Origin of the sequence: Asanoa sp. NPDC050611, from assembly GCF_040654855.1 — a bacterium.
In the GTDB taxonomy this organism is placed as follows: domain Bacteria; phylum Actinomycetota; class Actinomycetes; order Mycobacteriales; family Micromonosporaceae; genus Asanoa.
The window spans coordinates 1-13,405 of the sequence record NZ_JBFAIU010000206.1 but is presented as its reverse complement, the minus strand read 5'-3'; the positions used below and the strand labels follow the sequence as shown (position 1 = coordinate 13,405).

General features: G+C 71.5%; 11 protein-coding genes. 8 read left to right on the top strand and 3 right to left on the bottom strand.

What is annotated here, in order from left to right; all coding sequences use genetic code 11:
- The first annotated feature begins 115 nt into the window (after positions 1-115).
- A complete protein-coding gene (locus AB0H87_RS27055) occupies positions 116-1,669 on the top strand; it encodes a molybdopterin-dependent oxidoreductase (protein WP_360151312.1) in 1,554 nt (517 codons plus the stop codon).
- A 46-nt stretch (positions 1,670-1,715) separates the two neighbouring features.
- On the opposite strand, the gene AB0H87_RS27050 is transcribed toward AB0H87_RS27055, so the two are convergent.
- Positions 1,716-2,126, bottom strand: coding sequence for a WhiB family transcriptional regulator (locus AB0H87_RS27050; RefSeq protein WP_360151309.1), 411 nt, complete (start codon positions 2,124-2,126; stop codon positions 1,716-1,718).
- 215 nt (positions 2,127-2,341) lie between these two features.
- On the opposite strand from AB0H87_RS27050, the gene AB0H87_RS27045 reads away from it, so the two are divergent.
- The gene (locus tag AB0H87_RS27045) at positions 2,342-3,163 is read left to right on the top strand and encodes a helix-turn-helix transcriptional regulator (RefSeq protein ID WP_360151306.1); all 822 of its coding nucleotides are present in this window, start codon (positions 2,342-2,344) and stop codon (positions 3,161-3,163) included.
- An 84-nt stretch (positions 3,164-3,247) separates the two neighbouring features.
- On the opposite strand, the gene AB0H87_RS27040 is transcribed toward AB0H87_RS27045, so the two are convergent.
- Positions 3,248-3,673 (bottom strand): DUF5319 domain-containing protein, encoded by a 426-nt coding sequence (locus AB0H87_RS27040; protein ID WP_360151303.1) that lies wholly within the window; start codon positions 3,671-3,673, stop codon positions 3,248-3,250.
- 115 nt (positions 3,674-3,788) lie between these two features.
- On the opposite strand from AB0H87_RS27040, the gene guaB reads away from it, so the two are divergent.
- From guaB to AB0H87_RS27020, 4 genes are read left to right on the top strand one after another with little or no spacing between them, the layout of a single operon-like run.
- Complete coding sequence (guaB, locus tag AB0H87_RS27035) at positions 3,789-5,327, top strand: IMP dehydrogenase (protein WP_360151300.1); 1,539 nt, start codon at positions 3,789-3,791, stop codon at positions 5,325-5,327.
- A gap of 13 nt (positions 5,328-5,340) precedes the next feature.
- On the top strand, positions 5,341-6,459 hold the full coding sequence (locus AB0H87_RS27030; protein ID WP_360151297.1) for a GuaB3 family IMP dehydrogenase-related protein: 1,119 nt from the start codon (positions 5,341-5,343) through the stop codon (positions 6,457-6,459).
- A 16-nt stretch (positions 6,460-6,475) separates the two neighbouring features.
- Entirely contained in the window at positions 6,476-7,132 is a 657-nt protein-coding gene (locus AB0H87_RS27025; protein WP_360151294.1) for a TMEM175 family protein, read from the top strand.
- A gap of 23 nt (positions 7,133-7,155) precedes the next feature.
- Positions 7,156-8,562 (top strand): M1 family metallopeptidase, encoded by a 1,407-nt coding sequence (locus AB0H87_RS27020; RefSeq protein WP_360151291.1) that lies wholly within the window; start codon positions 7,156-7,158, stop codon positions 8,560-8,562.
- Here the strand turns inward: AB0H87_RS27020 and AB0H87_RS27015 are convergent.
- Entirely contained in the window at positions 8,559-9,716 is a 1,158-nt protein-coding gene (locus AB0H87_RS27015; RefSeq protein ID WP_360151288.1) for an LCP family protein, read from the bottom strand. The genes AB0H87_RS27020 and AB0H87_RS27015 overlap by 4 nt on opposite strands.
- Positions 9,717-9,777: 61 nt before the next feature.
- Here AB0H87_RS27015 and AB0H87_RS27010 point away from each other — a divergent pair, with 61 nt between their 5' ends.
- Both AB0H87_RS27010 and guaA read left to right on the top strand, forming a co-directional pair.
- Positions 9,778-11,439, top strand: a complete 1,662-nt coding sequence (locus tag AB0H87_RS27010; RefSeq protein ID WP_360151285.1) for a GMC family oxidoreductase — start codon at positions 9,778-9,780, stop codon at positions 11,437-11,439.
- A gap of 103 nt (positions 11,440-11,542) precedes the next feature.
- Positions 11,543-13,096 (top strand): glutamine-hydrolyzing GMP synthase, encoded by a 1,554-nt coding sequence (guaA, locus tag AB0H87_RS27005; RefSeq protein ID WP_360151282.1) that lies wholly within the window; start codon positions 11,543-11,545, stop codon positions 13,094-13,096.
- Positions 13,097-13,405: the final 309 nt, after the last annotated feature.

The following is a 13,405-nucleotide window of genomic DNA, read 5'->3' as shown; positions in this document are numbered from 1 at the left end:
GAGCCGCGGTGACTGCTTGCCCCACGCGTCGACCAGGGTGCCGGTCGGCTCCCGGGTCGGTGTGCTGTCACCGATCAGGAAGTCGCGCGGTTCTTTTTGGAGCACACTTGCTGCCGTGACACGCAAGTCGTGGAAGTTCGGCGCGCTGGCCGGGGTCGCGGCCGCCGCCGTCGCGCTCGGCCTGGCCGAGGTGGTCGCGGTGGTGACCGGGTCGCGCAGCGCGCCCCTGGTCGCCGTCGGCGGCGTGGTCGTCGACCACGTACCCGAGTCCCTCAAGCAGTTCGCCATCACCCTGTTCGGCGTGCACGACAAGACCGCCCTGCTGATCGGCACCGCGGTGCTGCTCGGTGTCTTCGCCGCGGTGATCGGCGCGCTCTCCGTGCGCCGGCTCGCCGTCGGCTTCGCGGGCATCGGGCTGTTCGCCGCGGTCGGCGTCGCCGCCGCCCTGACCCGCCCGGACGCGGGTGTCGGGGCCGCGTTTCCCTCGCTGCTCGGGGCGGCCGCCGCCGGCGCCACGCTCTGGCTGCTGGTGGTGGGCCCGCTCGCACCGGCCGCGGCGACCGAGATCGTGGCGCCGTCCGTGGAGCAGGAGGACGAGGCGCTCGCCGGCCGCCGCCGGTTCCTGCGCAGCGGCCTGCTGTTCATCGCCGGTGCGGCCGCCCTCGGTTTCGCCGGGCGCTGGCTGTCGACCCGCCGCAGCGTCTCCGCGGCCCGGTCCGAGGTGCGGCTGCCGGCGCCGGCGACCCCGGCACCCGAGCCGCCGCCCGGCTCCGACCTGCGGCTGGCCGACCTGTCCGCGTACGTGACCCCGAACGACGATTTCTACCGGATCGACACCGCACTCGTCGTGCCGCAGGTCGACCCGGCCGAGTGGACGCTGCGGATCCACGGCCGGGTGCGCAAGGAGATCCGGCTGACCTTCGACGAGCTGCTCGCCCGGCCGATGATCGAGCGTTACGTGACCCTGGCCTGCGTCTCCAACGAGGTCGGCGGGGACCTGATCGGCAACGCGCGCTGGCTCGGCGTACCCCTGAAACCGCTGTTGGACGAGGCGCAGCCGCTGGACGGCGCGGACCAGGTGGTCGGGCGCTCGGCGGACGGCTGGACCTGCGGCACGCCGACGTCGGTGCTGCGCGACGGCCGCGACGCCATGCTGGCCGTCGGCATGAACGGCGCGCCGCTGCCGATCGAGCACGGCTTCCCGGTCCGCGTGGTGGTGCCAGGTCTCTACGGGTACGTGTCAGCCACGAAGTGGGTCGTCGAGCTGGAGCTGACGAGCTTCGCCGACTACGACGCCTACTGGGTGCCGCGGGGCTGGTCGCCTCAGGGGCCGATCAAGACACAGTCCAGGATCGACACCCCGCGCGGTCGCGGTGACCTCCGGGCGGGGCCGGTCACCGTCGCCGGGGTCGCCTGGGCACAGCATCGGGGCATCGCGAAGGTCGAGGTGCAGGTCGACAACGAGGCCTGGCAGGAGGCCCGCCTCGCCCGCGCCGTCTCCGACGACACCTGGGTGCAGTGGTCCTGGAACTGGGAGGCCACGACGGGCGATCACCAGCTTCGCGTACGCGCGACCGACAAGACGGGCGAGACCCAGACGAGCCAGCCGGCCGACGTGGTGCCCGACGGCGCGACGGGCTACCACACGGTGTCCGTGGCTGTTGGGTAAAAGCGGGTCCGGGACCCCGTCGGGTCCCGGACCGGAAAGAATGGAGTCAGCTCGCGCGCCGCTGGGCCGGCGCGGGGGAGTGCCGGACCGCGGCTGGGACCGCTGACTTGTGCGGGCGACCGAGGCGTGCCTCGAGCCGCTCGACGTCGACCCTCGTCTGCCGCCGGTCGGCCAGGTCCTCCCAGCCGGTGGCCAGCAGCCGGAGCCGCTCGGACTCACTGAAACCGCCCCACACGCCGTAGGGCTCTCGCACCGAGAGCGCGTGCGCCGCGCACTCGGCTCGCACCGGGCAGGTGCCGCACACCATCTTGGCCTTCATCTCACGGCGGTTGCGGGACGAGCCCCGCTCACCGTCGGGATGGAAGAACTGGGCACTGTCACGGCCTCGGCAGGCGCCGAGCCGCTGCCAATCCCAACGCTCGTCGATGGGCCCGGGCAGCCTGCGTACGTTGGACATCGGCACCCCTCCTTCCGCGCGCGCCTCCGCGCCGATCTGGACTAGGGCGGTAACTACCCCGGGCGGTGTCACCTCACACGTGCCTGATCGATTCGTTGCACGCACCTACCGCACCGGCGTGGCGAACTGTCCGGAACTTTCCTGTTCTTTCCGCTGAAACGCCGTAATGATCTCAGCGCTCCGTGGTCCTCTTCTATGAGGAGAGGAGGACCACCGTGCGTACTGTCCTCGTTTGCGTTCGGACATCGCAGGCCGCGCAGAACGTCAATGCGGCCGCGGCCCGGCTGGGAGTAGCCGGCGCCGTACGAACAGCGGTATCCGAGCCCGAGGTATTGCTCCGTCTTGCCGAGCGCCCCGCCGACGTGGTGCTCGCGGACACAGCCGTGACCAGACCGGACACCGTCGGGTTCACCCAGCGCGTGCTGGGGCGGTCACCGGGGGCGACGATCGTGCTCTTCGGGTCCGAGGACCCGCGGATCGCGGCCGCCGCCGTCAACGCCGGAGCCCGCGCCCTGATCCAAGGCGGCGACCAGGACCTGGTCAGCGTCGTGGCCAAGGCCGTCCTGCTGCTCTGCGTCGCCGGCCGCGTGCCGGCCGCGGTCGGCGGGCTCGCCGGCGCCGCGGCCGCGCGCAACGCCGGGCCGATGCGGATGCAGGCCGGCGTCGGCGTCGGGCATCCACAGATCGGCCTCGCCGAGTCGACGTCCGCCGTCGTCCCGGTGCAGCGCGGTGACGCGGGTCCCGGCATCGACGTCCGCGACAACGCCGAGGAGGGCCGCTACTTCGGGCCTCAGGCGGACCCGGTCAACCGCTACGGACGCGAGGAGCCGGTCACCCGGCGCGCCGCGCTCACCGAGCGGGAGCTCCAGGTGCTCCGCGGCATGGCCGACGGGAAGAGCAATGCCGAGATCGGGCGCGAGCTGTTCGTGTCGGAAGACACCGTCAAGACCCACGCCCGGAGGCTGTTCCGGAAGCTGGGCGCGCGGGACCGCGCTCATGCGGTAGCCGCCGGCTTCAGGTCAGGCCTCGTGGCCTGATCCGCGCTCCGACCGGCCGCACACCCCTCTCCTTGGCCGGTCGGGACGCGGTGAGATCACGCTGTGCTGATCAGGCTGTGCTGATCAAGATCCCGGGCTGCCCGCCCTGCCGGGTGGCTCGGGATCGTCAGCTTCGTCCGCCAGGGTGTCGTGCACCCCGTCGGCGTAGCCCTTGGCGTATTCCCAGGTCACATAGTGGTCGGGATCGGGGTCGTAGGCCGGCTCGTGCACCCGCGGCCGGCCGGAGGTCAGCAGGTGGCGCAGGTTGCCGCGAAGCAGGTCCCAGTCGAAATAGTGGGGTTCGTGGCAGTCCTCACACTCGATGACCAGCCCGCGGATCCCGACCGGCCCGAGCAGCGCCTGGTAAACCTCGAGGTCGGCGAGGTCTTCGAGCACGTCCTGCCGCTCGACCTCGGTCAACGGGTCGAGGGTCGGGTCGTCGTCGCCCGCGTCGTCGGAGAGCCCCGCGCCGGGGTCGTCCTTGAACGGATCGATGGGCTCGTCGTTCACCCTTCCCACCGTAGTCGTTTTCCGGCCCATCGCGCCTGCCCGGAGCGGGGCGCGCCGGCCGGTCCGCGCGTCCGCGCGGGTAGCATGACGTATCGCGCCGCTGAGGGGACAAATCATGGACAACTCGCCCGTCAACGACCTGCCGTTCGGCACCTTCGGAGACCCGGGGGCCGGCCCCGCGGCGACCGTGCCGCTCGGTCTGACCTTTGACGACGTCCTGCTCCAGCCCGGTGAGAGCGACGTGGTGCCGAGCCAGGTGGCGACCGGCACCCTGCTCACCCGCAACGTGCGTCTCGGCATTCCGCTCATGTCCAGCGCGATGGACACGGTCACCGAGGCCCGCATGGCGATCGCGATGGCCCGCAACGGCGGCATCGGCGTGCTGCACCGCAACCTGTCGATGGAGGACCAGGCGCTCCAGGTCGACCTGGTCAAGCGCTCCGAGGCCGGCATGATCACCAACCCGGTCACCTGCAGCCCCGACGACACCATCCGCGACGTCGACGCGCTCTGCGGCCGTTACCGGATCTCCGGCGTCCCGGTGGTCGACAGCGGCGGCGAGCTGGTGGGCATCGTCACCAACCGCGACATGCGCTTCGTCACCAACGGCAACACCCCGGTGCACGAGGTCATGACCCGGATGCCGCTGGTCACGGCCGGTGTCGGGGTGACCAAGGACGAGGCGCTCGCGCTGCTGCGCACCCACAAGGTCGAGAAGCTGCCCCTGCTCGACGAGAGCGGGCGGCTGCGCGGCCTGATCACCGTGAAGGACTTCACCAAGAGCGAGCAGTTCCCCAACGCCACCAAGGACGACGCGGGCCGGCTCCGGGTCGCGGCCGCGGTCGGCGTGGGTGACGAGGCCTACAAGCGCGCCCGGCTGCTCATCGACGCCGGTGTCGACGTGCTGATGGTCGACAGCTCGCACGGGCACAGCCGCAACGTGCTGGAGATGGTGGCCCGGCTCAAGCGGGAGACCCAGGTCGAGGTGGTGGGCGGCAACGTCGCCACGTACGCGGGCGCCAAGGCGCACGTCGAGGCCGGCGCCGACGCGGTCAAGGTCGGCATCGGCCCGGGCGCCATCTGCACCACGCGGGTCGTCGCCGGCGTGGGCGTGCCGCAGATCACCGCGATAATGGAGGCCACCCGGGCGGCCCGTCCGGCCGGCGTGCCGGTGATCGCCGACGGCGGCATCCAGCACTCGGGCGACATCGCCAAGGCGATCGTGGCCGGCGCCCACTCGGTGATGCTGGGCAGCCTGCTCGCCGGCTGCGAGGAGAGCCCCGGCGAGCTGATCTTCGTGAACGGCAAGCAGTTCAAGGCGTACCGCGGGATGGGCTCGCTCGGCGCGATGCAGTCGCGCGGCCAGGGCCGGTCCTACTCGAAGGACCGCTACTTCCAGGACGACGTGCTCAGCGAGGACAAGCTGGTGCCCGAGGGCGTCGAGGGCCAGGTGCCCTACCGTGGCCCGCTCAACCGCGTGGCGCACCAGCTCATCGGCGGCGTCCGGGCCGCGATGGGCTACGTCGGCGCCGCCGACATCGAGCAGATGCACGAGCGCGGCCAGCTCATCCGGATCACGGCGGCGGGCCTCAAGGAGAGCCACCCGCACGACATCCAGATGACGGTCGAAGCCCCCAACTACCACTCCCGGTAAAGGAGTTCCATCCGTGCGTGACGTGGTCGAGATCGGCTTGGGGAAGACCGCGCAGCGCGGCTATCACCTCGACGACATCGCGATCGTGCCGAGCCGTCGCACCCGCGACGTCGACGACGTGTCGACGACGTGGCAGCTCGACGCGTACCCCTTCAAGATCCCCTGCGTCGGCCACCCGAGCGACGCCACGATGAGCCCGGCCTCGGCCGTGGCCCTCGGACAGCTCGGCGGCCTCGGCGTGCTCAACGTCGAGGGCCTGTGGACCCGCTACGAGGACCCGCGCAAGATCCTCGAGGAGCTGGCCGGGCTCGACGAGGACGCCCCGGCCACGCGCCGCCTGCAGGAGGTCTACGCCGAGCCGATCCGGCCCGAGCTGATCGGCGAGCGGGTCCGCGAGATCCGCGAGGGCGGCGTCACCGTGGCCGTCCGGGTCTCGCCGCAGCACACGCTCGCACTGGCCCCGGTGATCCTCGACGCGGGCGTCGACCTCCTGGTCATCCAGGGCACGCTGGTCTCCGCCGAGCACGTCTCGACGACCGACGAGCCGCTGAACCTCAAGGAGTTCATCGCCGACCTCGACCTGCCGGTGATCGTCGGCGGGTGCACCGACTACAAGACCGCCCTGCACCTGATGCGCACCGGCGCCGCCGGCGTGATCGTCGGGGTGGGCGCCGACGAGTGGTCGACGACCGACACCGTGCTCGGGATCCGGGTGCCGATGGCCACCGCGATCGCCGACGCGGCCGCGGCACGGCGCGACTACCTCGACGAGACCGGCGGCCGGTACGTGCACCTGATCGCCGACGGCGACGTGCAGACCTCCGGCGACATCGCCAAGGCCCTGGGCTGCGGCGCCGACGCCGTGATGCTCGGCGAGCCGCTCACGCAGGCCAGCGAGGCCCCGGCCAACGGCGCCTGGTGGCACTCGGTGTCCAGCCACCCGAAGCTGCCGCGCGGCGCGTTCGGCGTTGCCGGCCCGCCGCTGGGCAGCCTGGAGCAGCTGCTCTACGGCCCGGCCGACGACCCCGACGGCCAGCTCAACCTGTTCGGCGGCCTCAAGCGCGCGATGGCCAAGTGCGGCTACCGCGACCTCAAGGAGTTCCAGAAGGTCGGCCTGGTCATCGACCGTTAGCCCCATACTGGGGTTTATGTCCGATACGCCGGACGACACACGCGAGCGGCGCGGTCGAAGCCTCGACCGCGCCGTGTCGTTCAGCGACGCGGTCATGTCGATCGCGCTCACCCTGCTCGTGTTGCCGCTGGTCGACATCGCCACCGACAACCCGGACGAGCCGATCGTGCACCAGCTCGACCGGTTCACGCCGCAGATCCTCGGCTTCGTGGTCTCGTTCCTGGTCATCTCGCAGTTCTGGGGCGCGCACCGTCGACTGTGGTCCTACCTCGCCGACTTCGACGAGACACTGCTCACGATCAACACGTTCTGGCTGCTGCTCATCGTCTTCCTGCCGTACCCGACCGCCCTGCTGTTCTCCGAGGCCGACACGAACTCCGGCGCGGCGCTCTTCTACCTGCTGGTGCTGCTCGGCATCGGCACGCTGATGCTGCTGCAGGCGTGGTACGTCGCCACGCACCCGCGGCTGCGGCACGTCGACGACCACCGGTCGCTGCGGGACCAGGTGCTGCCGACCGTCGGCACCACCGCGGTGTTCGTCCTGGCCATCCTGCTGACGCTGGTCGACCGGACCTTCGGCCTGCTTTCGCTGCTCCTGCTCATCGTGGTGCAGCGGTTCTCGGCACAGAAAGATCAACCCCACCGTCGTCCGCGTCGCGAGACGCACCCGTGACCCCGGCAGAATAGGCTCTCGAAATGGTGATCAGGCGATCGGCGCTCGCCGCCCTCGTGGCCCTGACCATCGGCGGCACGGCCGCCTGCACCGACTCCGGCCAGGCCGGGGAGGGCTTCGCGCCCGGTGCCGCCGGGATCGGCGACCCCTACTTCCCGACGTACGGCAACGGCGGCTACGACGTCACCGACTACGCGCTGACGCTGCGCTACGACCCGGCCAGCGACCGGCTCGAGGGCTCGGCCAAGATCACCGCGACCGCCACCCAGAACCTGTCCCGGTTCAACCTCGACTTCCGCGGTCCCGAGGTGTCCGAGGTCACTGTGGACGGTGCCGCCGCGACCGGGAAGCGCGAGGAGAACGAGCTGGTCGTGACGCCCGCGTCCGGGATACGCGACGGCGGCACGTTCACGACCGTGGTCACCTACGCCGGCGTGCCGCAGCCGATCACCAGCCCCGAGCTGGGCACCGGTGGCTGGCTCGCGACGAAGACCGGCGCGATCGCGCTCGGGCAGCCGGAGTCGGCGAGCAGCTGGTACCCGGTCAACGACCACCCCCGCGACAAGGCCACCTTCGCGCTGGAGATGACGGTGCCGACCGGCGTCTCGGTAGTGAGCAACGGCGTGCCGGGCGCGAAGACGGCGAAGGACGGCTGGACGACCTGGCGGTGGCGGGAGTCGGCGCCGATGGCCAGCTACCTGTCCACCGTGGTGATCGGCGACTACCGGGTGACCACCGGCACCCACCAGGGCAAGCCGCTCGTCACCGCGGTCGACAACACGCTGCCCCGCGACTCCAACGCCGACAAGGCGATGGCCCGCACCGGCGAGGTCGCCGACTTCCTGGCCACGCAGTTCGGGCCGTACCCCTTCGACGCCTATGGCGGTGTCGTGGTCGTCGACGACCGGATCCGGTACGCGCTGGAGACCCAGTCCCGCCCGGTATACAGCAACTCCTTCTTCGGCACCTCGAGCAGCGAGTGGGTCGTCGCGCACGAGCTGGCCCACCAGTGGTTCGGCGACAGCGTGTCGGTCGCGGCGTGGAAGGACATCTGGCTCAACGAGGGCTTCGCGACGTACGCCGAGTGGCTGTGGGCCGAGCACGACACCGGTGTGCCGGTGCAGGACTCGTTCGACAAGGCCTACCAGACCGTCAACTGGGGCGATCCGACGTACGACCCGGGCACGTCCGGCTTGTTCGGCAACTCGGTGTACGTGCGCGGCGGGCTGACCGTGCACGCGCTGCGGCTCGAGGTCGGCGACGAGTCGTTCTTCCAGATCCTGCAGGAGTGGGCCAACACGAAGCGGAACGCCAACGCGACCACCGACGAGTTCATCGCGCTGGCCGAGCGGGTCTCCGGCAAGCCGCTGCGGGACTTCCTGATGGCCTGGCTGACCTCGAAGACCCCGCCGCCGAAGCCCGGCAGCTAGCGCTTGACCACCAGGCTGGGGTGGGCGCGCAGGTAGGCGTCCGCCTTGCCGGCGTTGAGCTGGGTGATGAAGCCCCGGCCGACCGAGGTGAGCTGCTCGCCCTGGTAGCCGCTGCCCCGGCCGATGCCACCGCCCGGCAGCGAGACCAGCGTCAGGTTCTCCGGGCGCAATGTGGACAGGGCGAAGCCGTACTCGATGGGTGTGCGCTTGCCCGCGACCACGTCGACGGAGTCGCCGAGCGCCTTGAACAGCTTCTCGATGCCTTCGACGTCGGTCGGGAGGCCCTTGGCCAACGCCTTCGCGAGGATCGCCTTGATCAGCTGCTGCTGGTGGCGCTGGCGCGTGTAGTCGCCGCCGGCCGTGTACCGCTGCCGGGCGTAGTCGATCGCCTGCCAGCCGACGAAGTGCCGCTTGCCCGGGTTGTAGGTCATCTGCGGGCCCACGTAGTCGCCGCCGGTCAGTGTGCGCAGCTTGCCGTTGGGCTGCCGGTGCTTGGAGACCACCTTCTGGTCGACGTACATGTCGACGCCGCCGAGTTGGTTCACGAGCTTCTCGAAGCCGCCGAAGTTGAGGATCGCGCCCGCGTCGAACTGCTTGATCCCCGTGTAGCGGCTGACCGTCTGGCGCAGCAGCTCGAAGCCCTGCTCGGCGGACGGCTTCCCCTTGCCGCGCTTGCTGCCGTAGCTCATCGCGTGGGTCAGCTTGGTGCGGCCGCCGCCGTACCCGGACTTCTTGAACGCGGGGATGTCGACGACCAGGTCCCGGGGGAGCGAGAAGATGTAGCCACGGTCGAGGTTCTTCGTGACGTGCAGGATCAGCACGGCGTCGGCGTGCGGCTCCCAGCTCGGCACCGAGACCCGGGTGTCCACGCCGACCAGCAGGATGTCGAGCGGCCCCTTGATGTCAGCGCCGGGCTGGACCGTCGGCGACGGCGTCGGCGCGCTTCCGGTCGGCTCGGTCGCCGACGGGCTCGGTGCGGCCGCTTGCGTCGGGGCCGGTCCGTCGTCACCGCCGGTGGCCGCTGTGGCCGCCCACACCGCACCGCCGAGCAGCAGTACGGCGACCACCGCCGCCGCGATCAGGACCGAGGGCTTGCGCCCGCCGCCGGCCAGCCGCTGCCAGATCGAGCGCTCGTTGCTCCCCGTGCCAGTCACGCCGGAAATGATGACGGAAGTTCACGATGGCGCAATAGCTACTGACCGGTAATGATGAGGCATGCGTTACGACGTGGTCGTCATCGGCTCCGGTTTCGGGGGCAGTGTCGCCGCGTTGCGCCTGGTGGAGAAGGGCTACTCGGTGCTCGTGCTGGAGGCCGGGCGGCGGTTCGCCGACGACGAGCTGCCGCCGACCTCCTGGCGGCTGCGCCGGTTCCTCTGGGCGCCGCGGCTGCGCTGCTTCGGCATCCAGCGGCTGTCCGTGCTGCGCCCGGCCGGGCGGCGCCGGCTCGGCGACAAGGTCCTGGTGCTGTCCGGGGCCGGGGTGGGCGGCGGTTCGCTGGTCTACGCCAACACGCTCTACGAGCCCTTGCCCGAGTTCTACGCCGATCCGCAGTGGGCGGCGATCACCGACTGGCGGGCCGAGCTGGCACCGCACTACGACCAGGCGAAGCGGATGTTGGGCGTCGCCACCTATCCACGGCTGACCGCGGCGGACGAGGCGATGCGGGCCGTCGCCGACCGGATGGGTGCCGGCGGGACGTTCCATCCGACGCCGGTCGGGATCCACTTCGGGCGGCCGGGGGAGACGGTTCCCGATCCGTACTTCGGTGGGGTCGGGCCCGCCCGCACCGGGTGCCTGCACTGCGGCGCGTGCATGACCGGCTGTCGGCACGGCGCGAAGAACAGCCTGGTGAAGAACTATCTCTATCTCGCGGAGCGGCAGGGCGCCGAGGTGCGGCCGCTGACGACCGCGGTGGCGGTGCGTCCCCTCGCCGCCGGCTACGCGGTGACGACCGTGCGGACCGGCGGCTTCCGGCGCACGGTGGTCGAGGCGGACCAGGTGGTGTTCGCCGCCGGCGCGCTGGGCACGGTGTCGCTGCTGCACCGCATGCGGGCCGCGGGCACGTTGCCGGGGCTGTCGTCGCGGCTCGGCGCGCTGACGCGGACCAACTCCGAGTCGATTCTCGGCGCGACCGTGCCGGGGCGCTCCGCGGTGGACTACTCGTCGGGCGCGGCGATCACGAGCTCGTTCCACCCCGACGCGCGTACGCACATCGAACCGGTCCGCTACGGGCGCGGTTCCAACGCGATGGGTCTGCTGCAGTCGGCGCTGGTCGACGGCGGGCCGCACCGGGTCCGGCGGCTGCTGGCGACGCTGGCCGGGCGACCGCTGACCTACCTGCGCGCGCTGTCGGTGCGGGACTGGTCCCGGCGGACGGTGATCGCGCTGGTCATGCAGTCGCTGGACAACTCGCTGACGCTCGGGTGGCGGCGGGGGCGGCTGGTGACCATGCCCGGGCACGGCGCGCCGAACCCGACCTGGATCCCGGCCGGCAACACCGCCGCGCGGCTGCTGGCCGAGGAGATCGGCGGCGTGCCGGGCGGGTCGCTGACCGAGGCGTTCGACATCCCGCTGACCGCGCACATCCTGGGCGGAGCCGCGATCGGCGCGTCGCCCGAGTCGGGGGTGGTCGACCCCTGGCAACGGGTGTACGGGCATCCGGGGCTCCATGTGGTCGACGGCGCGGCGGTGCCGGCGAACCTCGGGGTCAACCCGTCCCTGACGATCACCGCGCTGGCGGAGCGGGCGCTGTCGTTCTGGCCGACGAAGGGTGCGGCTGACCCGAGGCCGCCGCTGGGGTCCGCCTACGCGCCGGTGTCGCGGGTCTGGCCCGACCGGCCCGCTGTGCCGCCTTCGGCGCCGGGGGCACTGCGCTAGATGGGGTCCGTGGTGGGCGTGCACGTGAGTTGCGTCCCCGTACCCCCGCCAGAGGGGTGAGGGAGCGCCGGGTGGACCGGCACGGTCGGTAAACTCCGGACGCATGACCACGCCTCGCCCGGTTCTCGTCGTCGACTACGGCGCGCAGTACGCACAGCTCATCGCGCGCCGGGTGCGGGAGGCGAAGGTCTACTCCGAGATCGTGCCGCACACCATGCCCGTCGCGGACATGCTCGCCAAGAACCCGGTCGCGATCATCCTGTCCGGCGGCCCGTCGAGCGTCTACGAGGTTGGTGCCCCGCAGGTCGAGCGGGACCTGTTCGAGACCGGTGTCCCGGTGTTCGGCATCTGCTACGGCTTCCAGGCGATGGCGCGGGCGTTGGGCGGCACGGTCGCGCACACGGGCCGCCGCGAGTTCGGTGGCACGGTGCTCACCGTGGCGCCCGAGGCTGGTGTGCTGCTGCGCGACCTGCCGGCGTCGCTGCCGGTCTGGATGAGCCACGGCGACAGCGTGACCGCGGCGCCGGCGGGCTTCACGGTCACCGCCGCGACGCCGGGCGCCGAGGTGGCGGTCTTCGAGGACCTGATCGGGCGCCGCGCGGGCACCCAGTTCCACCCGGAGGTGCTGCACACGGCACACGGGCAGGACATGCTGACCCGGTTCCTGTACGACATCGCCGGCGTCGAGCCGAGTTGGACGCCGGACAACATCATCGACGACCAGGTCGCCGCGATCCGGTCGCTGGTCGGCGACAAGGAGGTCATCTGCGGCCTCTCGGGCGGCGTCGACTCCGCGGTGGCGGCGGCGCTGGTCCACAAGGCGGTGGGCGACCAGCTCACCTGCGTCTTCGTCGACCATGGGCTCCTGCGGGCGGGCGAGGCGGAGCAGGTCGAAGAGGACTACGTCGCGGCCACGGGCGTGAAGCTGAAGGTGGTCGACGCATCGGACCGCTTCCTGGCGGCCCTCGACGGCGTGACCGACCCGGAAGAGAAGCGGAAGATCATCGGCCGCGAGTTCATCCGCGTCTTCGAGCAGGCGGCCCGCGAGGTGGCCGCCGAGGGCGACGTCGAGTTCCTGGTGCAGGGCACGCTCTACCCGGACGTCGTCGAGTCGGGCGGCGGCACCGGGACGGCCAACATCAAGTCCCACCACAACGTGGGCGGTCTGCCTGACGACTTGAAGTTCGCGCTGGTCGAGCCGCTGCGGACGCTCTTCAAGGACGAGGTACGCACGCTGGGCAAGGCGCTGGGCCTGCCGGACGCGATGGTCTGGCGCCACCCGTTCCCGGGTCCGGGCCTGGCGATCCGCATCATCGGCGCGGTGAGCCGGGACCGCCTGGAGGTCCTGCGGGCGGCGGACCAGATCGCCCGGGCCGAGCTGACGGCGGCGGGTCTGGATCGGGACGTGTGGCAGTTCCCGGTGGTCCTGCTGGCGGACGTCCGCAGCGTGGGCGTGCAGGGCGACGGGCGCACGTACGGCCACCCGGTGGTGCTGCGCCCGGTGTCCAGCGAGGACGCGATGACGGCGGACTGGTCCCGGCTGCCTTACGACGTGATCGCCCGCATCTCGACCCGCATCACGAACGAGGTCCCCGAAGTGAACCGCGTGGTCCTCGACGTCACGAGCAAGCCCCCGGGCACGATCGAGTGGGAGTAGGGGCGGTCGGCCTGCCCGGTCTGGGCGTGCGGCGCCGTGATCGCGTTGGGTCGTGACGAGCATCTGGCCGCAATGGTCGGTCGGTCGCGATAGGCGTCAACTGCGATGAGTTGAGCAGCGAGGGCGTGCGGCCTGCAGGGTGTTTGGCCACATAGGGGCCTGCGGCTTCCGGAGGCTTGCGCCTACGACGGGCCTGCGGCTTCCGGAGGCTTGTGCCTACGACGGGCCTGCGGCTTCCGGAGGCTTGTGCCTACGACGGGCCTGCGGCTTCCGGAGGCTTGTGCCTACGACGGGCCTGCGGCTTCCGGA